Raw genomic sequence first — 22,198 nt, forward strand, 5'->3', positions numbered from 1 at the left:
TATGTATACGGATCAACCGACAGCATAGATAGTCGTAATTTAGCTTGTTCGGACAGTAACACTTCTTCCATAATACAGTTTCTATATGCATATTGCAGATTTAAACCCTATCCCGTAACCTTTTCCCCTTTGAATAGTCAGAGCGTAAACAACTATTTCTTTTAAAAAGGATTCCAATCTATTATAAATACACGAAAAATTAGCCCTAAAAAATGAGCGCACCGATATTCACCTTATCGGCACGAGTGCAATCGACTATGCAACTAAGAATTTTTTTTGCAATCCTATTGATCAAAAATAAGGCACCGGCTTGTTTAGCCGGCACCCGCTATTCATAATTCAATCATTTGCGGTTCTTCACCATTGTTATTCATTAAGCGTATTGAATCGGGTAAAACTTTCAAAATGATGAGATTCGGATCTTCTGGACCACTAAACCATGATGCCATATGCTTATTCCAAACCTTCTCTTTAAAGCTTTCATCGTCTGAAATAGTGACAGTCCCTTCAATTTCTAGATAGTCATCTCCAATACCTTTTCCATCGTAGCCGATTAATATGTGCGTATATGGATTATTTTCAAGTTCATCCACTTTCTGCGTTTTTATCGATGTTGCGGTGTATAGTATAAATTCATCACTGAAAAACGTCATGTATCTTGTATGGGGCTTATTCTGTTGAATAGTCGCCATCGTACCCACGAAGCTTTCTTTTAGGATTTTCAGCGCTGTTTTTTTTGCATTCATAATGATCTACTCCCTTTTTTCAACATTATTGTAGTTTGCCTCACTAATTAAGAAGCTAAACACAGTTTGTGTACATGGAAAAATTTAAAAGGAATGATGGCATGATTTTAACAAAGACAGGATTGAAAAATGCTATTTTATACGGATTACTCTCCGGTTTAGTTTTAGCAACATTTTTGAAAGGCGTTGAACTAATTACTCACTTAACAGTTTACACACTGTTATTAAACGTCGATTATATTCCTTATATCAACACGTTCGCTTTTCCAGAACTAATTGAAGTAGGTTTTCACCTACTCGTCTCAATCGCTTTAGCAATTTGTTTGTATCTGTTGTTTGTTCACCTAAAAATATCTTCCCGAAAGCAAATCATAGTTACGGCTACTACTGTCTGCCTCATTATCGGTATCGCCCTTTTTCCTACAACAACCTTTTCAGACAAAACACCAGACTTCAGGAGTTTTCCTTCTTTTTCATACTGGATGGCTGGGCATATTATTTATGGTTATATATTAGGTTATTTACTAGCTAAGTCGAAGGACAACTAAGTACCTTACTCACTCCGCTCTCTTCTAGTGAAAAAGTATCTTGCCACTTTTACTTCCTGCGATAACACCACATGACCGAAATCCGAATTATAAAAGGAGGGATTAACCAGTAAAAGTTCAAACTTTTGATCATAATGGCTTTTTAACCGACATCAAAAAAGAGCTTGCCCATTGAACAAGTGCTGTTCAATCTTTATAATGAAAAGGTAGAGAGAAAGGGGAAAGTTGTTTTGAATTATATATTTTTAGGAGCCGTCGCTCTCATCGTAATCATTTATTTCGTTGTGACGATGCTACGTCTGCGTAAAGCCGTTACAAACTTGACGCAGGAGCAATTTATCGAAGGGTATCGGAAAGCACAACTGATTGATGTACGTGAGGCAAAAGATTATGATGCCGGTCATATTTTAGGTGCGCGCAATATCCCTTATTCTCAGTTCCGTCAACGGTTTAAAGAGATCCGTTCAGACAAGCCCGTTTATTTGTACGATCAAAATGGCGGAAAAAGTGCACGTGGAGCATTATTCTTAAAGAAAAAAGACTATCAACAACTGTTTCACCTGCAAGGCGGTTTCCGTCAATGGACAGGTAAAGTGAAAAGTAAATAAAACAGAAACTTCTTCCTTCATTGGAAAACGTTCGTAAGTGTGTAAGTTTATTTGAATTTAAAAAGATGATATTCCGTTCGTATTCGAACGAAATATCATCTTTTTGTTTAGAGTTTCTTACTCTGATTTCGAAGAAAGGTATGATGATGAATAAGATTTCCAACGTTAAAAAGAAAGCACATTAACGTTCAATTAAATTCTTACTTCCTACATTACTACCTTGAGTAAAATGCAAAACAACTACTAATATTAGTGCTAACGTGGGATAAATCATCAATAATCTGACTGCAATCGCCTGTGATTGTTCAGTCATAGAAAACACAAGCATAAAGTTAGAGTAAACAAAAAAAGTCAAAAAGAAGAGCCCGCTTATCAAAATTACTTCCGTAACTTTTTCACAATAATTCTTGCTGATCAATAAATATAATAGAAATGGTACCACACATAAAAGAGTAAGTAATAAGTAATTCAGATTGGTTAGTCCACCATCTAATAAAAAATTCCCTAATAGAAGTCGTAAGACGATGGCTGATCCGTAAACTACTAGAAAAACGCCTACAATACACAGTACAAATAAAGTCCTTTTTGACTGTTTTATCTTCCCCACTCCTTTTCTTTAATTATATGTAGTAAAGAAAAGTAAAATCACTTCCATAATGCGAATTGAATATGATCGGACAAAAAGAGAAACCAATGGATTTATAATTGATTTCTCATTTTCCTAACGAACCAAGCTACGTTTCCTAACCTCCACTAATTATTACAGTACCAATTCAGCATTACCCTCGGGATATAAAGAGAATTCAAACAAAAATTGTTCCAATGTGATCATATCCTTCTCCATTCAAAGTTACTCCTAAAAATGACAAAAAAGCATGCAGAGAAATAAATTACTTTCTCTGCATGCTTTGCTTTTTCACTAGCGACTAATTACAAACTTATGCTTTTGTATAACGAAGTACAGGGAAACGTGCCGCTTTCGTTTCATCAAGACGATTGATAACAGTTGTATGCGGTGCGTTTTGTACGATTTCCGGGTTTTCTTCCACTTCTTTCGCAATTTGAATAAGTGCATCACAGAATGCATCGAGTGTTTCTTTCGATTCTGTTTCTGTAGGCTCAATCATCATGCCTTCCTCAACATTAAGTGGAAAGTAAATTGTAGGCGGGTGATAGCCAAAGTCAAGCAGTCGCTTCGCCATATCCAGCGTACGCACGCCAAGTTTCTTCTGACGGCGACCCGACAGAACAAATTCATGTTTACAATGACGGTTATATGGCAAATCGAAATGTGGCTCCAATCTGCGCATCATGTAGTTCGCATTCAATACGGCATATTCCGTAACAGCTTTCAGGCCATCTGGCCCCATTGAACGAATATACGTGTATGCACGCAGATAGATACCGAAGTTACCGTAGAACGGTTTAACACGACCAATCGATTGTGGTAAATTATATTCAAATGTGTAAACTTCATCTTTTTTCACAAGGACTGGTTTCGGCAGGAATGGAATAAGATCCTTCTTCACGCCAACCGGACCTGAACCTGGTCCACCGCCACCATGTGGTCCTGTGAATGTTTTGTGCAAGTTTAAGTGAACAGCATCGAAGCCCATATCGCCAGGGCGTGCTTTAGACATAACCGCATTCAAGTTTGCGCCGTCATAATAAAGTTTTCCGCCAGCAGCATGAACGATCTCAGCCATTTCAAGAATTTCTTCTTCAAAAAGACCAAGTGTATTCGGATTCGTCAGCATAAGCGCCGCCGTGTCATCCCCTACATGTCGTTTCAGGTCCTCAAGATCTACAAGTCCGTCTTCACCTGATTTGACTGTAATCGTGTCGAAACCAGCAACTGTAGCTGATGCCGGGTTTGTACCGTGTGCAGAATCGGGAACAAGTACTTTTGTACGTTTGAAGTCGCCGTTAGCTTCATGGAAAGCCCGAATCATCATCAATGCTGTCCACTCGCCGTGCGCTCCTGCCGCCGGCTGAAGTGTCACTTCATCCATTCCTGTAATTTCTACAAGATGCTCTTGCAGGTCATATAAAACCTCTAGTGCACCTTGAACAGTCGACTCTTCTTGCAATGGATGAATATTCGCGAATCCAGGATAACGTGCAACGGATTCGTTGATTTTCGGATTATATTTCATCGTACATGATCCAAGTGGATAAAATCCTGAATCGATACCATGGTTACGATTGGAAAGTGCAGTGTAATGACGCATAATGTCAAGTTCAGAAACTTCCGGAAGTTCAGCAGCTTCCTCGCGTACAAATCCCTTTGGTAATAGATTGGAAAGGTCAAGTTCAGGGACATCAAGTTCAGGAAGACTATAACCTATCCGTCCTTCTCTAGTAAGTTCGAAAATTAACGCCTGGTTATCTTTATGCATGAAGGGCCTCCATTTCCTGCACAAGTGCATCGATTTCTTCTTTCGTACGCTGTTCTGTAACGGCGATTAGTGCATGGTTAGCAAATTCAGGATACGTCAGGCCTAAGTCATAACCACCGATAATCCCTTTTGTAAATAGGTTTGCATTTACTTCTTTTACAGACCGTTTGCAATCAACGACGATTTCGTTGAAATGTGATCCACTAAATTTAACGTCGAAGCCAGCTTTTTCAAAGGTTTCTTTCGCATAGCGTGTTTTAACAATGTTCTGGTAGGCGATTTCTTGTGCGCCTATTTTACCGAGCGCAGTCATCGCTACAGAAGCAGCAAGTGCGTTCAACGCTTGGTTTGAACAGATATTAGACGTCGCTTTATCACGGCGGATATGTTGTTCACGTGCTTGAAGTGTCAACACGTAGCCACGACGGCCTTCATCATCAGTTGTTTCTCCAACAAGACGACCTGGAACTTTACGCATCAACTTTTTCGTCACCGCAAAATAACCACAATGTGGTCCGCCAAATGATTCAGGAATACCGAATGGTTGTGCATCACCAACTGTAATGTCGGCACCAAGCTTACCTGGTGGTGTTAGTATGCCAAGTGCAAGCGGATTTGATGAAACAACGAACAGTCCGCCTTTAGCATGTGCAATTTCACCAATTTTTTGAATGTCTTCGATTTGACCAAAGAAATTTGGGTATTGTACAAGGACAGCAGCTGTATCCTCATCCATCATTTCTTCTAGCTTAGCCATATCAGTTACTCCATCTTTTTGTGGAATTGTTACCACTTCGATATATTGCCCAGACGCATAAGAAAGTACAACATCACGCGATTCAGGGTTAACTGTTTCAGAAATAAGAAGTTTTTTACGGCGTGTATGACCTGATGCAAGCGTACCCGCTTCTGCAAGAGCCGTTCCGCCGTCATACATAGATGAGTTTGCAAGATCCATACCTGTCAGTTCACAGATCATTGTCTGGAATTCAAAGATAGCCTGCAATTCCCCTTGCGAGATTTCCGGTTGGTAAGGTGTATAAGCCGTATAGAACTCGGATCGTGAAATGACATGGTCGACAATGATCGGCTTGTAATGATCATAGACACCTGCGCCAAGGAATGATGCATATGTACGCGCATCCGCATTTTTCGCTGCAAGTTTTGAAAGTTCTTTTGTCAAAGAAGACTCGGATTTCGCTTTTTTAATATTGTACTCGCCTTTAAATCTAACCTTTTCAGGAATATCTTCAAAAAGTTCATCTACGGAAGTAATTCCGATTGTTTTCATCATTTCATCGCGATCGGTTTCAGTCATTGGAATATAACGATGCTGCATGTCCTCTTAACCCCTTTTCATAGATGGTATATGATTAGCGTTTATAAAATGGTGTAGCGATAATTACTGCTTTCAAACGCTTAGCACGAATTTCGACTTCAATTTCAGTTCCTTCAGCAGTGTGTTCACTGTTTAGAAGTGCAAAACCAATGTTCTTTTTAAGTGTCGGTGATTGTGTACCCGTTGTTACTTCACCAATTTGTTCTTCGCCAAGGAATACTTTATAACCTGTACGCGGAATTCCTTTGTCGATCATTTCCACGCCGACAAGTTTACGCGGCACACCATTTTCTTTTTGGGAAGCTAGAACTTCTTTACCAAAGAAATCCTCTTCTTTATTCAACTTCACAACGAAGCCAAGGCCCGTTTCAAGTGGTGAAATATCTTTTGATAGTTCTTGTCCATATAGTGGTAAACCAGCCTCAAAACGTAGTGTATCACGTGCACCAAGACCTGCTGGTACAACACCTTCACTTGCGCCCGCTTTCAGAATAACACTCCATAATGCGACAATTGCTTCAGGAGAGCCGTAAATTTCGAATCCATCTTCTCCCGTGTATCCAGTACGCGAAACAAGAACTTGGTGTCCGGAAATGTCAACATTTTCTTTGAAACGGAAAAACTTAATGTCTGCTAAAGGCTCATCCGTCAATGTTTGAAGTACTTCTTGCGCAATAGGTCCTTGCAATGCAAGCAGTGCGTAAGAAGATGATGCGTCCTCAATTTTGACATCGTCCGTAGTATGGCTATTCATCCACTCAAGATCTTTGTCGATATTTGAAGCATTGACTACCAAAAGGTAATTATTATCCCCACGTTTGTAGATTAAAAGATCATCCACAGTCCCGCCACTTTCATAACACATAGCCGTGTATTGAGCTTGTCCGTCTTTAAGTTTCGATACATCGTTCGTAACCATCTTTTGCAAATATAATAATGCGCCTTCTCCTGTGACAAGCACTTCGCCCATGTGCGAAACATCAAAAAGACCTGCTTTTGTCCGTACAGCTTCGTGTTCAGCTTTAATGCTTGAAAACTGAACAGGTAATTCCCAACCACCAAAATCAATCGTTTTACCGCCGTATTCAGCGTAGCTGTCAAAAAGAACCGTGCGTTTCAATGACTCTGACAAGTTCTATTCCCCCTTAAAAATTTGATAAAAAAAGACAGAGGTCCCCTAATTAGGAAACCTCTGTCCTTGTACCTGAAAGTTTGACCTTGCGGCTTTCCTCGTTGGTGACCAGCTTAACCGGCGCTCTCCAGAGATGCGTCATGTATGAGTCTTGTTACCTGAGAGATTCATAACAATAAGTTACTTGCTCCTTCGGCGACGCCATTGCGTGCTCTCCCCATACAATCATTCGCGTTATTCAATTGAAATAAAGATAACTAAGATTCGGACAACTAATGCCCTTTCGCCTTATATCTTAACATTTCATTTTTAAAAGCGCAATACTTTTTAATTGACAGTCGTTTTAACGAACTAAAATAGATATTAACTATAAATCGTTCGTCTTTTTGGTCATTAATTAAATTTTCGTCCAATTAAAGGAATAAGAAAACGATAATCGGTGGTTTATTTTCGTCTTCATTTATATTTCCCCTTTAAGTCTTCCTATTTGGAATGCGATATAATCCACAATGTCACGCAAAGATCGATTTTCCGTTTCGACTTTAAAATGTGCACCTTGTAGATATTGAGGTTTTCGATTATTAAACAACTGTTCAAGGTCGGAGCGTGTCGATCTTTGTACAATCGGACGGTTTCGGTCCGTGGAAATCCGTCGCCATATGTCACGAAACGGAGCATTCAGAAAAAAGACAAGACCTGTTTCCCGCATAATCTCCCTATTTTCTTTACGCATCGCCACACCACCACCTGTCGCAATGATACAAAATTCATCACGGAACGTGCGAAGGAACTCCGTTTCCATTTCACGAAAACGTTCTTCACCATACATTTCAAATATTTGGGGGATCGTCAAACCAGTCATCCTCACGATTTCAGTATCCATATCATAATATGGCATTTTCGTCGCAAAGCTGAGTCGTTTACCGATCGCACTCTTCCCACATCCCATATAGCCAATCAAATACACTTTTTTCATGTCATCACCCACTTGGCAGAACGAATAGTTTTATCCGTTCCGTTTCATTGTTCTCACCGTTTCGTTTTCATAATACGTTTCAAGCGAATCGTAACTTCTTTGAATACTATCTTACACTGTAATTCGGCTATATTCTACAATCTTCTGAATGGCGTTTGTTTTCGATGGTTGTGGAACTGATTTAATTTTCTGTTTCCATTCATTCCAGTAACGTTCCGTTACTTTTGTGAGTTTGTAGTTAGTTTTGTGATTGATTCAAGAAAATCCGAAAACAAAACAGCCACCTTCTCAATAGAGTTGGTGGCTGTTGTTGTATTCACTTTTTATTTTTCAACTTCTCAAGCAAGTTGCTGACTTTATCACGCATGTCTACAGTTTCTACTATTAATACTTCGAATTCATAAACAGAATCTGTTTTGCTGATTAACACAATGCTTCCTTCTGAAATTTCAACATTAATTTCAGCTGCAGGAATGAGTAATTGATTTTCTTCGTTTTGATGCTCCAGGAAAACATACTGGCCATCTTCGATTTTATCAAGCGTGTATTTTATTTTATTCACAGGCATGCCCATCACCATCCCGATCATGTTTTTTCGCGTATGCAGGATGACCTCTCTCTACTCCGTATGGATAATCTTTGCGCAATGCCGTGCAATTTTTGTAATAAGATTGCACAGGAGCCGGTTTAGGTTTTGCAGCTGGCTTTTTTACTGGTTTAGGTACTGGAAGCAGTGTAGGTTTCACAGTCGGCTTTGGTGCCGGAGTTTTAACTACATTACCATTTTTACAAGTACTTGCTACAGAGTGTTTAACACCGTTTGTTGTAACTGTAATATTACAATCAAGTGGCGTTTTGTACACTTTAGCCCCGACTTTCTGCAGTCGGCTTTCTACCGATAGATCCGGGTGGCCATATGAGTTATTTTTGCCGTAGCTTAGAATTGCTATACTTGGATTAACATTACTGATGAATGCTGCTGAACTGCTCGTGTCAGATCCGAGGTGCCCGTTTTTAAGCACAGTAGCTTTGACATCATACTTTGATCTGATTTGGTCTTCGATCGCCGTATCCGCATCGCCCATCAGTAAAAATGACACTTTGTTGTATGTTGCTTTTAAAACGATTGATGCATCATTAGAGTCTGCTGCATTTTCATCAGCATGTAGGACGCGGATGATTACGTTTGGATCTAGTGCAAGCTTGTCCAACTCTTTAGCGATAGTAAACTTGATGTTTTTCTTGTCGATCAGTTCAAGCATTTCGAAATATATTTGCGAAGTATGAACATTCCCGCTGTCTATGAAGTTCGTAACAGGGAATGCATTTATAACTGGAATCAATCCGCCGATGTGGTCCGCGTCCGGATGTGTTGCGACTACGTAATCAAGTCGTTTTACACCTTTTTCTTTTAGGAACGAAACAACTTTTGCACCAGCTGCTTTCGTACCAGCGTCAACTAGCATGTTTTTACCGTTTGGTGCTTGGATTAGGATTGAATCCCCCTGCCCAACATCGATAAAATGCACCTTTAATTCAATTGGTGCTGCAGTTGCAATTGAAGCGGGCAATAAACTGATGGCTAATATAAACGCCATGATAATCGATAAATACTTTTTCATCATTCATGTTCCTCCTCTAATTCTATTTACCTACATATTTGATGGTAGTTGATAGATTTGGGAAAGTCTACATGAATTAGCAGTAACTTAAAACAACTGTTAATATTTCGACAATTAACGACAAATAAGAACGACAAACTAATTTTGGTCGGTCGTTGCGAATTTTTTTTTTATTTCCTACCCTCGTCGACATAAACTGAATCGTTCGATATATTGCAAATGAATACACAATTCAAATGAATACCGATACGGCGTTATCAAATACACCGTATCGAAAGGCGACCTCTTCCGCAGAGAGGTCGCCTTTCCTCCGTCTACTATTCCGCAATCTGCACACTGATGATGTCTGATACCGGCATGCGGTCCCCTCCAAAAGGACTATCAACCGTAATCCACATCGCCTCAACATTTACTTCTCGAATGACACCCATGTAAAAAAACGGCATTCCCTTTATCCCAAAACTTTACGCGTACTGTGCATTCCCTTTTTTTGTGCAACTTCTATTTCATACTGAATAGCTTGTAAATCAAAATCATCAAGCTGCGGACGTTCTTCGTAATGATCTTCATTTTGCCATCTATGCAACTCTGCGACTCTGCGACGTGCTCTGATAGCATCATCGCAGTCCATTTAATATTGCCTCGATCTCTTATCATGATAATCCTCCCATTACTTGTGACCGCCGACTAACTTCGAACGACCGATTGCGGTACCATCTTCCGTGAGCGACACGGCTCTTAGCATTGCTGTGGATCCATACCTATCACGAATATTATCCATAACCATTCCTATTTTGCGACTCCGGACCTTATGTTCATCAAAAAAGCTTAGCTGCATGGACGTTTCATCTTCAAGATTGGTGATTGAAATCGTTATTTTTCGCACAGGACGGCCATCATGAAATTTATCAAATAGAGCCATGCAAGTTCGATAAATTTTCATTGTGTCATTTGTAGCTTCTTCTATTGAGAGAGAACGACTAAATCCCCCGCCAAATGAATGCTTACTGTAACCAATTCCAAGGTGAACAGTCCTGCCTTCTCTTCTTGCCTCTCTTGCCCGACGAGAAACATCCTCACACATCTCCAATATGACAACGAGAACGGATTCACGGGTCACGTAATCCCTATATAGCGTCTGTCCTTTGCCGTAACTCTTCGCTTGACCTTCCAAGAGTGGAGCTCCCAGCTCTGACAAATCAATTCCCCATGCGTGATGATAATATTGATTGCCCATAACGCCAAACTTCTTTTCAAGTCTTTTCAAATCAGCATTTGCTAGATCTCCAACCGAATATATACCGATGTCGTTCAAAGATTTCTCTGTCCGACTGCCAATCCCCCACATTTCACTTAAGGGTGCTATAGGCCATAGCTTCGTCGGCACATCTTCATAGATCCATTTTGCAAAGCCTGTTTTCTTTGCTTCGATATCCAGAGCCAACTTTGCCATTAACATGTTTGGTCCCATGCCAGCCGTTGACGGTAAATTTAACGTTTCCAGTATTTCTGCTTGTATGTCTTTGATAGTTTGTACGGGGTCGCCCCATAGCTTCTCGGTTCCTGTTAGGTCAATAAACGATTCATCGACCGAGTAGACATGTATAGCCTCTGCAGGTACGTATTTGTGGAGGATTCGTGTGATGGACATTGACATTTCAAGAAAATGTGCCATTTGCGGCTCGAATAATCGAATTTCGGGATGGCTAGGGATTTCAAATAATCGATTACCTGTATTAATTCGAAATCTCTTTTTCATGGGTGGACTGGCAGCCAATACAACGGACCCGCTTTGTTTAAAACTGCCCACAACTGCAATAGGGACTGTCTGGACATCTAAATTATGCAATGTAGCCATGCAGCTCGCGTAGAAACTCTTATATTTAGTATTATATACAAAACCCCTAAATTACTGACTTCAAACAATAAACACATATCCTCATACTTTAATCGGTAGTGTTAGTTAATAACCCTAATCAAGGTTCTAACAACAATATGCAAAATTATATACTAAGCAAATTTGAACATAAAAATATCAGAGTTATTATTTTTAATTACCAGACCATTTATTTGCAAAAAAGACTACCCCAGTTGCAGTCTTAGTTGTCGTTGCCCTGCACTATTCATGAATCTCATCATCTAAACGCGACTTCTACTTCTTCTTGAATGCCTTGTAAATCATAATTGTCTAGCTCTGGACGTTCTTTGTAATTATCTTCTTTCATCCAAATACGCAGTTCTCTAATGTGCTCCGAGAGCATCATTGCAGTCCACTTGATACGATCTCGAATCATACTAAACCTCCCATTACTTGTGTCCGCCAACTAACTTCGAACGACCGATTGCGGTCCCATCTTCCATGAGTGACACAGCTCGTAGAATAGCTGTGGAGCCATACTTATTCCGGATATCATCCATAACCGTGCCTAACTTACGGTTCCGCAATTTATGTTCATCGAATAAACTCAGCTGCATGGATGTTTCATCTTCTAAGTTGGTTATCGAAATTGTAATTTTGCGTACGGGACGGCCATCGTGAAATTTATCAAATAAAGCCATACACGTTTTATATATTTTCAACGTATCATTTGTAGCTTCTTCTATTGATATCGACCGATTAAAACCACCGCCAAAAGAATGTTTACTATATCCGATTCCAAGATGAACGGTCCTGCCCTCTTTTCCTGCTTCTCTTGCACGACGAGAAACGTCCTCACAGATTTCTAATATGACGAGAACCGATTCACGAGTCACGTAATCCCTGTACAAGGTTTGCCCTTTGCCGTAACTCACTTGGCCCTCGACGAGTGGTGCTCCGAGCTCAGATAGGTCAATCCCCCATGCATGGTGATAGTACTGGTTTCCCATTATGCCAAACTTCTTCTCGAGTTTTTTAAAATCAGTATGGGCCAAATCACCAACTGTATATATCCCTATGTCGTTTAAAGACTTTTCCGTGCGGCTGCCAATTCCCCACATTTCACTTAAAGGAGAAACTGGCCATAATTTCGTCTGCACGTCATCGAATGTCCATTTTGCGTATCCCGTCTTTTTGGCATCAAGATCCAGGGCGAGTTTGGACATCAGCATGTTAGGCCCGACACCGACTGCAGACGGTAATTGGAACTGCTCTAACAATTCATCTTGTATTCTTTTTATCGTTTGTTCAATCGGTCCCCACAGTCTTTCCGTTCCACTCAAATCAAAAAAGCATTCATCAACGCTGTAGACATGTATGGCTTCTGTAGGAACGTATTGGTTTAATAAGCGCGAAATCTCCATAGAAACTTTGATAAAGAATTCCATTCTCGGTTCAATAAGTATAATGTCCGGGTGTTGCGGTATTTCGTATAAACGCGTCCCCGTTTTGACTCTGAATCGTTTTTTCATAGATGGGGAAGCTGCTAATACGATACTTCCCTTTTGGTTCAAATTGCCGACAACTGCGATCGGATGTTTTAGAACATCAATACCTCTATCGACAGCTGCACAACTTGCAAAAAAGCTTTTCATATCAATACAAGCGATGTTTTTGTTAGGAAATTTGCTGTAGTCAATCATATAACGACACGCTCTGTAGTAACGACGGGAACAAGTGCGAGCACATTGTCGATAGTAAATGTTCGTTTGGACCCACGAAGATTACAGTACGCTCGGAACAATACCTCACTGACCTGCAGTACCTTAATTCTTCGCTTACTGATTGAACCGTCCTTTGCTATGCACGTCATATCCAGTGACTCGTTATACTTTATCGACTTCAGTAATTGATTACGCACATTCGTTCCCCCTTTTAACCAGTATACAGAATGAACGTTCGTATCACAAGTGAAAATATGTTATGATGAGCTAAGAAGTAAATGTGTAAATGTCACACCTTGGACTATATAACTGTCCGGACAGTAATAGAACTCAAAAAAGTGACAGCTCCAATTATGGAAACGGTCACTTTTTAAACTGCCAATAAAATTGTTGACTCAGCTTTCAAAGACAACTCGTATTCAAGTTGTTTATTGTGGAAAGTAATTATCTCTTTTATCCCAATCAATTGCATCCCTATCATTTTTATATGCATATATAAGCAGTTCATCCACATTTACCGATGAATCATATGATGCTTTATCACAATAAGAGCAATAAAAATGAGGGACGTTTTTTAAAGCGATTTTTTCTGTCTGATATTAAAATTACGGGTTCCGTGTCGAAGCTCAGCTTTTTTTGCCACAAATACAAGTAGTTTCTGTTTTTTGTGATTTTCGCTCTCCAGTCATTAACATGACCCCACCTCTCCTTTACGCAACCCTCCAAATATTTGTAAAGCTACTCCAAATGCAATGTCTGGTGTCTCGTGCGAACTAACCTGCCTCGTTAGTTCAATAAGAACAAAGAGCTCCCTTAGAAGCCCCTCTACTTCAACTAAAGCACCCGTTAGTTGAAGATACAATTTTGAATATATTCTTGGATTATTGGTAAATCGGGAGGACTAATGTTCGACGGAAGTTCGTTGAAGTGAAAGAAATATAGTTCTTTCACTTCACTTTCTTCTTTGTTCAATACTCCTTCATAATCATTACATATGTAAGCTGTTACCACATTATAAATCTCATCACCATGCGGATATCTATAGTAGAATTTTTCGCCAGAATAGACATTGAATAACTCTAATTTATTTGCGACCAAACCTGTTTCTTCAAGTAATTCTCTTTTAGCTACTTGTTCCAAAGACTCACCCATTTCTAAAGAACCACCAGCTAATCCCCAACAGTTATTATCCTTACGAAGTTGCAATAGTATCCTATTATCTTTATTTAATACGATGACACATGCCCCAGCCATAATAAGCGGACGACTACCTACTAACTTTCTTAAATCCATAATATAGCCCATATAATACCTCCACAATTAAATTATCTAATTAATTTTGCATCATAAATATATCTCTTCAACAAACCTGCTGCGTTAGTTCAATAAAAAAGTGTTACCCAAGACTTAAAGTAAAGCACCCCTTTTGTTCAGTAATTTACATATATTAACTTATATAACACAATCGCAAAAAAACCTTCTTGTTCAACTAACCTGCCCCGTTAGTAAAATCACTCCTTATGTCTATAACTCTATTAAGTTGGCAATAATTCCTTTAACATTACTACTTTAGGGGGAATGGAATTGTTACTGTCAAAAGCATGGTCTTCGTTTGAAGCTGATAAACGAATAGAGGGTTTTTCACTACAAACGTTGAAGGCTTATCAGTTACAGTCTTTGCTACTAATTGGTTATTTTAATGATGTAGAGATGGAATTGTTGGATACAAATCAACTGAGGCAATATCTTGCTGTATCAGGCAAGCATTTAAAACCAGCTAGTCTTGCACATCGCATCCGCTTTATGAAATCGTTTTTTCGTTGGTCTCATGAAGAAGGCTACTTGAGTAAGAATCCAACTTCCAAGATTAAAGAGCCCAAGGTAGGTAAGCGGATACCCAAGTATTTAACCGAACGGGAGATTGAACACCTTCGTGAATCCTGTCATTCCCCTATGGAAAAAGCAATTTTTGAATTCATGTTTTCTACCGGTTGTCGAATTGGAGAAATAGTTGCGTTAGAAAAGAACAATATTAATTGGTCCAATCAATCCGCGATCGTTAGAGGAAAAGGTGATAGGGAAAGAGAAGTTTATTTTAATACACGCTGCGACATATGGCATAAACGCTATATTGAAAGCCGTAATGACAATAACCCTGCCATCTTTGTGACAGTAAGGCAGCCACATAGAATGAGTGTTGCCCAGATGCGATACATCATCCAGCGGATCTCAAATCGTGCTGAAATCAATAAGGTGATTCATCCACACCAACTTAGACACAGCTATGCAACTCATTTGCTGAATAATGGAGCTCCTATTGAGGTCATACAAAGTCTTATGGGGCATGAGAAAAGTGAAACCACAAGGATATACGCTCAATTAAGCGGAAGGCTAAGGAAAGAGTATTATCAGGAGTACTTTTAAATGGAAATGAGCAACGTCTTAAAAGGACGTTGCTCTACTTGACTAAAGCACCTCGTTAGTTGAAGAAGAGTTATAACAATAATGAAATAAAAACACAGATTATCGGTACTTTCTGAAATTCTGTGTTCTATCTATTCACCACCGACAAATATGAATTTAATTTTCATGTCCTTATCAAAATATTTTTATATCATACTACTTCACCAATCCATATTAGCTTCTCGACTATATATGTAAGATTCTTTTTCCGCGAAAATCTCTAAATTTTCATCCGAATCAATTGCCATCTTAAGTTCCAGAATATATCCTTTATCAAATCTCATATCAATACCCCACTCTAAGATTTTTAGTGCTCTTGACCAATCTGAAGTGGATAAATAAGATTCAAAAGCATCTATTATTTCACATGCTTCTTTAAGCTTAACATCTTTTATTAATGTGAAAGTAAACACTTCTTCACTATTAGATGGTAATTCAACTGGAATAGCACCGACACCTTTAACATGTGATAAAATGGATCCTTCACCTTTTTCAAATCCACCATGAGCATATTTATTCCTTAACTCTTTTAGGTTTCTTAAATCATCGAAATGTTTCATCAATTCCGGATTTTTGGCAGACAAAAATATTTCATTAAATTTCTTTGTCCAATTTGAATTCATTAAAAGTGTAATCCTTTTTACTTTAAAGTCAATATTTGTGAAAGGCAACAATAATATCAGAAGGTGTTCTTGATAGCTAAAATATGCATCTAACATTGCTTGTGTATTAAATATAATTTCCTGTTCTAATTTAGTTTTTCTATTAATTCCTATAACTATAGTTTTTGAATCTTTAAATTTTTCGTCCTTATACTCAGAATAAATTTGGTCAGCTGTTTCTCTAAAATATAAATACCTCCGTCTAAGAATTCCTGATTGGTTTTCAATAGTAATATCGCCATTATCAATGGACTCAGTAATAATTGGTTTGAGAAGTCTTTCCGCTAGCTTGGAGGCACTTTTTATTTTCTTAAATATATTTTTTAGTATAGCTTCTTCATTAGTATTAATAATAAACTTTAATCCAAACTTCTCCATCGAAAACATACAATAATATCCTTGATATTGAAAAGGTATTTCATACAACACCTTTTCCATTTGCTCATAAGTATGTTCAAATTCTAGGAACTGAACAAAAACAATGTAAATCATATATGGCTCGATATAATCTGCGTCTAAATATTTGACTTTAGAAGCATATAAATTTTTATTTTCTAATTCTTCTATTTTTATACTTTCGAAATCTTTAGTACACATTTCAAAATTACTCCACGTTCGAGGGTATTCAAGCATTAGTCTATCTTTAATATTCATTCTTACTTCCCCCCTGGTAAAAGAAACTGACCTAGAGAATAATTAATCTAGGTAACCACACTTATTTTAACTCAATTATCTAGTTGATTGTTATTTAATATATTGACTTCAATTTTAAACAGTGATTATGCCACAATCTGGACCGATTGTTGAACACAAGTTAAACAACACTATTCAACTAACCTGCGGCGTTAGTTCAATAAGAATTTATTCCTTCATTATACACCCCTAGTTCATTTTCTAAATATGACACTATATATCATGAAAAGTTTCAATCTTTATTAAACTAAACTGCCCCGTTAGTTCAATAAGAAAAAGAGTTCCCTAAGAAGCCCCTGTTGTTCGACTAAAGCACCACGTTAGTTCAAGAAGAAATAAGAGACGATTCAACAATCACACCTGATTGTTCAACTGTTAAGGTGCTACAAATTCCACTTTTATTCTGTCTGGATCCTCAAAGTAAACAGCGTAATAGTCAGCTCCTCCAGCGAAAGGATTCTGCTTTGTATAAAGTATGGTAACTCCTCTATTTTTTAATTTCTTAGTCATTTCATCAACTTGTTGGCGTGAATCAGCATGAAATGCTAAATGATTTAAACCTACTCGACATCTATGATATTGGACATCCAGAAATCGTTCTTCTGCTTGAACAAAAACGATATAAGTATCCTCTACCTTCCAACTTTGTCCACTTCCCCATTCTTGAAAGGGACTGTATCCCAATTCCTCAAGAAACCACCCCCAAAAATCAATTGACCTTTTTAAATCAGAAACATATATCTCAATGTGGTGAAGTAATCCCTTTGACAAGAAATAGTCCTCCTTTCTTTACTCAATTAAATGGCCCGATTGTTGAACACAAGTTAAACAACACTCTTCAACTAACCTGCCCCGTTAGTTCAATAAGAAAAGCATTACTGTTGTTCCACTAAAGCACCCGTTAGTTGAAGAAGAAAAGTGAAGCTTATTCAACAATCCCGCGCGTTAACGGAATAACTGGTTTACTTTATCTTCATCATCCAAATGTTTTTGTATGAATGTTTTTAGTTCATCTTCACTTTGCAACCCGCTAAAATCTTCTCCATACCAATTTTGCAGATTTTCTTTTGTTATTTTGTATTCTTGGTTACCAAAATTAAATGTTATCCATTCTACATTCTGAACTAATGCAAATAAAAAAGTAGCGTTATAAATAGCTGTTTTTTTATAGTTTTGTTCCGACTCCGACCAATCATAATTCAATATAATGCCATACGGCTTCTCGTTTGTTTTAAGTTCAAATCCTTTAAAATGCTCTGCACCCTGTAATTGATTCACAATATTTCCTATTGCACTGTTATCTCCAACATACGAATCCTTAAATTTAAATATATCTTCTTCCCCGTTTTTCGTATTACACCCACTCACGATTAAAATTGCCAACAGTAAAAAAGACGAAAGTTTAAGTATTTGCTTCACTGGTATTCCTCCCAATAATAAATTATCTACTCAAAAAACTACCACAACAATTCAACAAAATGGTCCATTTGCCACTAGGAATTTCCCTATTCCGGTAGTCGAGTAGAAGGGAACCTCTCTACCTTACGGTAGATTGTGTTCCTCCCCCCTCACAGAACCGTGCTTGCGCTATTTACGCACACGGCTCCTCCAAATTGTCATTCACAAAATGATAATTCTGCTATCCTCAATAGTTTAGTTTACATTTATTATTTCTACCTCTGTGTGTAGTAAATGTGTCCCTAGTAAGGGTGATAACTTGGTAGCAGCCTTTCCTCCATCGGCATTACCCAACTTCATTGGTACTACGCTGCTATCCGACTCCCTACAACGGCATTTGGCTTCCTTGCTTATTATCGCTTGTACACCATACTCTTCTATAAGCAGAAAAGACCGGTAGGGTCTCCCGAGTTGCCGTATCATATCAATGTGTGACGTGCCAAGGTCTCTGACTCCAGAGAGGTTTTATCCTTCTTGCCTTTAACGATGGATAAAATGTAGCTTTCTGCTGTGCTTAAGGCATCAGCCCTCTCGATTTACTAACATTATGGAGCTCAATCCCTTCAACCGGTTGGCTTTCGGCCCGCCACCTAACTGTCTACGCTTAAAGGCTACTGTTACCAGTAGCCCTCCAAGATTCGCTACGAGTGAATGGCTAGTTCTTTCTCGACTGGAATCCCACCCGCTATATGATACGACCTAGGCTCGGCCGCACAAGCACCAGTTAGTTTAAAGACGTTTATTTAAATCGATTGATTGAAAAAGGAGAAATGTTTTGTTCTGTCTTCCCTGAAATAATCAATTCACTTAAAATCTGTCCAACTACACTGCTAAATTTAAAGCCATGTCCTGAGAAGCCTGATGCAATGGCAACGTTTGAATAGTTTGGATGCAAATCGATAATGAAATCTTCATCAGGAGTCAGTGTATACATACAGGTTTTACCGTACTTTAATTGTTGTGTAGAAGGCATATAGTTATGTAAAAATTGTCTTAAATCTGTCTCGTCTTTCTCTAGTTCACCAAATCCCAGGATGGCTTCATCTGGATTGATTGTTTCTCCTCCATCATGTCGGCCTACTTTTAATCCGGAACCATTGATGCTTGGAAAACCATAATATTGTCCTTGAGATGTCTCAAACGAAAAGGCTGGAAAATCTTTAAGATTATACAAATCTTCATTGACATCAAACCAAGCAAATGTTTTTCTAACTGGATTTAAAGGGAGATTTAAATCTAACATGGAAAGGAGACTTCCTGACCATGCTCCTGCTGAAACCACTAACGCATCAGCGGTAAAAGTTTGACCCTCGGTTTTGATGGTAACTCTTTTATCATGAACCGATAATTCTCTCACCTTACTATTGGTTAAGATGGTAGCTCCGTGTCGCTCTGCAAGTTCTCGATAGGCTGCAATGCATTCCTCACATTTCAGCACTCCTGATGTTGGTTCAAAGCACCCAATATACTTGTTTGGTAAAGTGATGCCCGGCCAACGCTTATTCACTTCAATAGAATCTAAAACCTCAAGTGGCAATGAATAGGCTTTTGAACTTGAGATGATATTCTGAATAAAATCCGTTTTTTCATGGCTCACGTTTAGAACTCCGGTTGGGAGAAATAATTGTTTTCCCGTCACTTTCTCTAATTCGTTCCATAATTCTTGAGCCTTGAGCGCCAACGGAACGTATTCTTCACCTTCACCATACGCATGCCGAATGATTCTCGTGTCACCGTGATGACTCCCTTTGTTATGGGGCGGGCTAAAGGAATCTAATAATAAAGTTCTTTTCCCACTCTTTGATAAAAAATAACCTGCAGCCATCCCCATCGAACCTGCTCCAATTACAATTACGTCATAATGCATAGTACGTTACCCCCCTCGTAAATAAATACCCATACCACTAAAGTCTTAAGTATTGGGTAATATCCTCTTATTTTAACTAATCTTCTAATACTTAACAATCAGGCTAACCTGCTTCGTTTAGCTTAAGTACAATCCTCACAATCTCATCGATAAATACCGATTTTCTTTTAAAATGCTCCTCCACAATATGGCCCGATTGTTGAACACAAGTTAAACAACACTGTTCAACTAACCTGCGGTGTTAGTTTAATAAGAAATATTTAATCTTTTTAATCTGAAGCCCTGTGCGTCCTGTTTTCCCCTACATTACCTATGTAAACCGTCAAATCAGGTGAAAAGTGTAGTAGGAGTATGTAAATTGTGCTCGCTGAACAAATTCACGAGTAATTATTGATTTCCCATTTACTTTGAACTCCAGTAAAGCATTAACGGCCTTATTCACAGTAGCTGTAGACATGCCTGTGACTTCGGCAATGTGTATTTGTGTCGGGCAACAGTTTCCCTTGTCGTCTATGAATGACGCCATCGCAAGCAGTGTCGTGCAATTTACAGGTCTCAAATCTTTGGCCATCCCTGACCCAAATAATAAAGAATATAGCTTTAAAAAAATCTCACTCTTTTCCTTCATAATTGTCCGTCCTTCCAAGATTCCTGCATCTTCTTTATTTGTAGTTGTAGGATTATTTAAAATACCAATAAAGACGCCCCTCCTATTAATCTATTATTCAATTCTTTAGCCTTTATTCTATGGGTAAAGTTTGAACCTTGCAAACTCGCTTAAACAAAAAAGCGGCCCATCCACAATTTTATCTGTGGAGGACCGCTTTTTTGGACTTACTTACTTACTTACTTACTTACTTACTTACTTACTTACTTACTTACTTACTTATTCATCTATTCCCCAGCTTTTTTGCAACTTACGAATATAAATGATTTGACCAATATGATATGCGTTATGGGTTGTAATATTTGCGAGTATCCCCCACCACTTCACAGGTTCAGAAAAACCATTAACTTTACTTTCAACTTTATCTTCAGTTAATAATTCTTGCCAATGCAACAGGACCTCTAAAAGTTGTTTTTTCAATTCGATAAATGCGTAACCCTCAGGAATTACAAAGCTTTCATTATTATTTTCTATGGCTGGAACAGCATTGACATGAGACTTTTGGTACCTCGTTTGCCATGTTTGATTCCAATATAAAAGATGCCAAACAATTTCAGCAATGCTATTACTATCTTCTTTTGGCTTCCAGAATGCTTGTTCCTCGGACAAGTTTTCCACCGAATCCGAAAACGGCACATACCAGCTAGGGTCATTAGCATTTGCTAACAATTGGTCAGACAAAACATCTTTAGCATGAAACATATTTCCACCCTCCTGCTATAAAATGATTTATGTTAATCCACTCAGAACAAAATCTGTCATTTATTCTATTGTTCGACTCTATCAATACGAATACCTCTTTACTTTTTTAAAAAAGGCGACCGCTCAATTAAGGAGGGCACTGAAAAACTTACGTTATTAATTTCATAACTATCTTTTCAACAAAAATAGGCAACTTCCTGTTCGATTTTGAACAGGAAGTTGCCTATTTCTTGGTGTTTTTATTCTTTTTCTTTTAACAGTGTGATAATCCGCTTGAGATTGACCGCAAATATTGCTGTGGCCCCTTGTATTTCCATGCCAAATAGACCCGTAGATGATGCTGTATCATACCCGTGTCCATTTTTCAGCTCACTATTTTTCGCTTCAATTTTATAACGTGATTTTGCGATTTCTTTGAATTCTTCCGTATTTTGAAATGTCACTTGTTCTTTATGTTCAGTCGACTTAATTGTGACGCCATATGATTTACTTTTCGCACCTTCTTTATAACACCCTTCTTTTAAAGGACAGGTTTTGCATTTTTTAATGTCAAAATAATACGTATACTTTTGATTGGCACCTTGATTTTTCTTTCCTTCACGAGCTTTTCGAATCGCTAAATGCCCGGCTGGACAAACGTACATACCGGCATCCTTATTGAAATCGAACTCATCTTCCTTTTTTCGGTGACCTTCTGAAATATTTGGATTCAATTTCGAAACGAGTTGCTAGAA

The 22,198-nt window shown here is 38.4% G+C and carries 22 protein-coding genes, 2 pseudogenes and 1 riboswitch; of the genes and pseudogenes, 3 read left to right on the forward strand and 21 right to left on the reverse strand.

The genetic code is table 11. From position 1 onward, the window contains the following. Window positions 1-332: 332 nt before the first annotated feature. Window positions 333-746: a pyridoxamine 5'-phosphate oxidase family protein gene (locus tag ACGLYD_RS09490; protein WP_399632609.1), complete on the reverse strand. Its 414-nt coding sequence runs from the start codon at window positions 744-746 to the stop codon at window positions 333-335. Window positions 747-847: 101 nt separating this feature from the next. Between ACGLYD_RS09490 and ACGLYD_RS09495 the strand changes: the two genes are divergently transcribed. Further along, window positions 848-1,294: a hypothetical protein gene (locus ACGLYD_RS09495; protein WP_197485316.1), complete on the forward strand. Its 447-nt coding sequence runs from the start codon at window positions 848-850 to the stop codon at window positions 1,292-1,294. A gap of 290 nt (window positions 1,295-1,584) precedes the next feature. Further along, a complete protein-coding gene (locus tag ACGLYD_RS09500) occupies window positions 1,585-1,902 on the forward strand; it encodes a rhodanese-like domain-containing protein (RefSeq protein WP_187047903.1) in 318 nt (105 codons plus the stop codon). A 938-nt stretch (window positions 1,903-2,840) separates the two neighbouring features. Here ACGLYD_RS09500 and gcvPB read toward each other — a convergent pair. From gcvPB to ACGLYD_RS09565, 13 genes and pseudogenes are all read right to left on the reverse strand, one after another. After that, window positions 2,841-4,301 carry an aminomethyl-transferring glycine dehydrogenase subunit GcvPB gene (gene gcvPB / locus ACGLYD_RS09505; protein ID WP_067209940.1) on the reverse strand — a complete coding sequence of 487 codons (1,461 nt, stop codon included), beginning with the start codon at window positions 4,299-4,301 and terminating at the stop codon, window positions 2,841-2,843. Next, window positions 4,294-5,640: an aminomethyl-transferring glycine dehydrogenase subunit GcvPA gene (gene gcvPA / locus ACGLYD_RS09510; RefSeq protein ID WP_187045005.1), complete on the reverse strand. Its 1,347-nt coding sequence runs from the start codon at window positions 5,638-5,640 to the stop codon at window positions 4,294-4,296. Before gcvPA ends, gcvPB begins: the two co-directional genes overlap by 8 nt. A gap of 34 nt (window positions 5,641-5,674) precedes the next feature. Next, entirely contained in the window at window positions 5,675-6,772 is a 1,098-nt protein-coding gene (gene gcvT, locus ACGLYD_RS09515) for a glycine cleavage system aminomethyltransferase GcvT (RefSeq protein ID WP_399632613.1), read from the reverse strand. Between the two features lie 136 nt (window positions 6,773-6,908). Further along, window positions 6,909-7,001: riboswitch (glycine riboswitch) on the reverse strand. 231 nt (window positions 7,002-7,232) lie between these two features. Further along, window positions 7,233-7,748: a shikimate kinase gene (locus ACGLYD_RS09520; protein ID WP_067209949.1), complete on the reverse strand. Its 516-nt coding sequence runs from the start codon at window positions 7,746-7,748 to the stop codon at window positions 7,233-7,235. 316 nt (window positions 7,749-8,064) lie between these two features. Then, entirely contained in the window at window positions 8,065-8,310 is a 246-nt protein-coding gene (locus ACGLYD_RS09525) for a DUF3006 family protein (RefSeq protein WP_399632616.1), read from the reverse strand. Then, window positions 8,303-9,373 (reverse strand): MBL fold metallo-hydrolase, encoded by a 1,071-nt coding sequence (locus ACGLYD_RS09530; RefSeq protein WP_399632618.1) that lies wholly within the window; start codon window positions 9,371-9,373, stop codon window positions 8,303-8,305. Before ACGLYD_RS09530 ends, ACGLYD_RS09525 begins: the two co-directional genes overlap by 8 nt. Window positions 9,374-9,687: 314 nt before the next feature. Beyond that, window positions 9,688-9,816, reverse strand: coding sequence for a hypothetical protein (locus tag ACGLYD_RS09535; RefSeq protein WP_399632621.1), 129 nt, complete (start codon window positions 9,814-9,816; stop codon window positions 9,688-9,690). 5 nt (window positions 9,817-9,821) lie between these two features. Then, the gene (locus tag ACGLYD_RS09540) at window positions 9,822-10,001 is read right to left on the reverse strand and encodes a hypothetical protein (protein WP_399632624.1); all 180 of its coding nucleotides are present in this window, start codon (window positions 9,999-10,001) and stop codon (window positions 9,822-9,824) included. Window positions 10,002-10,040: 39 nt separating this feature from the next. After that, window positions 10,041-11,249: pseudogene (locus tag ACGLYD_RS09545) on the reverse strand (DNA polymerase thumb domain-containing protein); the annotation flags it as partial. Window positions 11,250-11,505: 256 nt separating this feature from the next. Beyond that, window positions 11,506-11,664 carry a YolD-like family protein gene (locus ACGLYD_RS09550; protein WP_399632627.1) on the reverse strand — a complete coding sequence of 53 codons (159 nt, stop codon included), beginning with the start codon at window positions 11,662-11,664 and terminating at the stop codon, window positions 11,506-11,508. A 13-nt stretch (window positions 11,665-11,677) separates the two neighbouring features. Further along, window positions 11,678-12,931: a DNA polymerase thumb domain-containing protein gene (locus ACGLYD_RS09555; protein WP_399632630.1), complete on the reverse strand. Its 1,254-nt coding sequence runs from the start codon at window positions 12,929-12,931 to the stop codon at window positions 11,678-11,680. Beyond that, window positions 12,928-13,149 carry a transcriptional regulator gene (locus tag ACGLYD_RS09560; RefSeq protein WP_399632632.1) on the reverse strand — a complete coding sequence of 74 codons (222 nt, stop codon included), beginning with the start codon at window positions 13,147-13,149 and terminating at the stop codon, window positions 12,928-12,930. The genes ACGLYD_RS09555 and ACGLYD_RS09560 overlap by 4 nt, the downstream gene beginning before the upstream one ends. Window positions 13,150-13,798: 649 nt before the next feature. Next, window positions 13,799-14,257, reverse strand: coding sequence for an NUDIX hydrolase (locus ACGLYD_RS09565; RefSeq protein ID WP_399632634.1), 459 nt, complete (start codon window positions 14,255-14,257; stop codon window positions 13,799-13,801). Between the two features lie 279 nt (window positions 14,258-14,536). Here ACGLYD_RS09565 and ACGLYD_RS09570 point away from each other — a divergent pair, with 279 nt between their 5' ends. Continuing rightward, window positions 14,537-15,376: a tyrosine-type recombinase/integrase gene (locus tag ACGLYD_RS09570; protein WP_399632636.1), complete on the forward strand. Its 840-nt coding sequence runs from the start codon at window positions 14,537-14,539 to the stop codon at window positions 15,374-15,376. Window positions 15,377-15,576: 200 nt separating this feature from the next. Here the strand turns inward: ACGLYD_RS09570 and ACGLYD_RS09575 are convergent, their stop codons facing one another. The 7 genes and pseudogenes from ACGLYD_RS09575 to ACGLYD_RS09605 all read right to left on the reverse strand — a co-directional run. Further along, window positions 15,577-16,731 carry a hypothetical protein gene (locus ACGLYD_RS09575; protein ID WP_399632639.1) on the reverse strand — a complete coding sequence of 385 codons (1,155 nt, stop codon included), beginning with the start codon at window positions 16,729-16,731 and terminating at the stop codon, window positions 15,577-15,579. A 414-nt stretch (window positions 16,732-17,145) separates the two neighbouring features. Next, window positions 17,146-17,541, reverse strand: a complete 396-nt coding sequence (locus ACGLYD_RS09580; protein ID WP_399632641.1) for a VOC family protein — start codon at window positions 17,539-17,541, stop codon at window positions 17,146-17,148. Between the two features lie 174 nt (window positions 17,542-17,715). Then, entirely contained in the window at window positions 17,716-18,189 is a 474-nt protein-coding gene (locus ACGLYD_RS09585) for a DUF4825 domain-containing protein (protein WP_399632643.1), read from the reverse strand. Between the two features lie 778 nt (window positions 18,190-18,967). Then, entirely contained in the window at window positions 18,968-20,095 is a 1,128-nt protein-coding gene (solA, locus tag ACGLYD_RS09590) for an N-methyl-L-tryptophan oxidase (RefSeq protein WP_399632646.1), read from the reverse strand. Window positions 20,096-20,417: 322 nt separating this feature from the next. Beyond that, window positions 20,418-20,723 carry a helix-turn-helix domain-containing protein gene (locus ACGLYD_RS09595; protein WP_399632649.1) on the reverse strand — a complete coding sequence of 102 codons (306 nt, stop codon included), beginning with the start codon at window positions 20,721-20,723 and terminating at the stop codon, window positions 20,418-20,420. Between the two features lie 258 nt (window positions 20,724-20,981). After that, window positions 20,982-21,464, reverse strand: a complete 483-nt coding sequence (locus ACGLYD_RS09600; protein WP_399632652.1) for a DinB family protein — start codon at window positions 21,462-21,464, stop codon at window positions 20,982-20,984. Between the two features lie 239 nt (window positions 21,465-21,703). Further along, a pseudogene (locus tag ACGLYD_RS09605) lies at window positions 21,704-22,192 on the reverse strand (transposase); the annotation flags it as partial. Window positions 22,193-22,198: the final 6 nt, after the last annotated feature.

Source organism: Sporosarcina sp. SG10008, from assembly GCF_044569405.1.
Lineage (GTDB): Bacteria > Bacillota > Bacilli > Bacillales_A > Planococcaceae > Sporosarcina > Sporosarcina psychrophila.

Bases quoted from the DNA above. Each gene is read 5' to 3' on its own strand.
- ACGLYD_RS09490 (WP_399632609.1), bottom strand. From the start codon at position 746: ATGAATGCAAAAAAAACAGCGCTGAAAATCCTAAAAGAAAGCTTCGTG.
- ACGLYD_RS09495 (WP_197485316.1), top strand. From the start codon at position 848: ATGATTTTAACAAAGACAGGATTGAAAAATGCTATTTTATACGGATTA.
- ACGLYD_RS09500 (WP_187047903.1), top strand. From the start codon at position 1,585: ATGCTACGTCTGCGTAAAGCCGTTACAAACTTGACGCAGGAGCAATTT.
- gcvPB (WP_067209940.1), bottom strand. From the start codon at position 4,301: ATGCATAAAGATAACCAGGCGTTAATTTTCGAACTTACTAGAGAAGGA.
- gcvPA (WP_187045005.1), bottom strand. From the start codon at position 5,640: ATGCAGCATCGTTATATTCCAATGACTGAAACCGATCGCGATGAAATG.
- ACGLYD_RS09520 (WP_067209949.1), bottom strand. From the start codon at position 7,748: ATGAAAAAAGTGTATTTGATTGGCTATATGGGATGTGGGAAGAGTGCG.
- ACGLYD_RS09530 (WP_399632618.1), bottom strand. From the start codon at position 9,373: ATGATGAAAAAGTATTTATCGATTATCATGGCGTTTATATTAGCCATC.
- ACGLYD_RS09535 (WP_399632621.1), bottom strand. From the start codon at position 9,816: ATGCCGTTTTTTTACATGGGTGTCATTCGAGAAGTAAATGTTGAGGCG.
- ACGLYD_RS09540 (WP_399632624.1), bottom strand. From the start codon at position 10,001: ATGGACTGCGATGATGCTATCAGAGCACGTCGCAGAGTCGCAGAGTTG.
- ACGLYD_RS09550 (WP_399632627.1), bottom strand. From the start codon at position 11,664: ATGATTCGAGATCGTATCAAGTGGACTGCAATGATGCTCTCGGAGCAC.
- ACGLYD_RS09555 (WP_399632630.1), bottom strand. From the start codon at position 12,931: ATGATTGACTACAGCAAATTTCCTAACAAAAACATCGCTTGTATTGAT.
- ACGLYD_RS09565 (WP_399632634.1), bottom strand. From the start codon at position 14,257: ATGGGCTATATTATGGATTTAAGAAAGTTAGTAGGTAGTCGTCCGCTT.
- ACGLYD_RS09575 (WP_399632639.1), bottom strand. From the start codon at position 16,731: ATGAATATTAAAGATAGACTAATGCTTGAATACCCTCGAACGTGGAGT.
- solA (WP_399632646.1), bottom strand. From the start codon at position 20,095: ATGCATTATGACGTAATTGTAATTGGAGCAGGTTCGATGGGGATGGCT.
- ACGLYD_RS09595 (WP_399632649.1), bottom strand. From the start codon at position 20,723: ATGAAGGAAAAGAGTGAGATTTTTTTAAAGCTATATTCTTTATTATTT.
- ACGLYD_RS09600 (WP_399632652.1), bottom strand. From the start codon at position 21,464: ATGTTTCATGCTAAAGATGTTTTGTCTGACCAATTGTTAGCAAATGCT.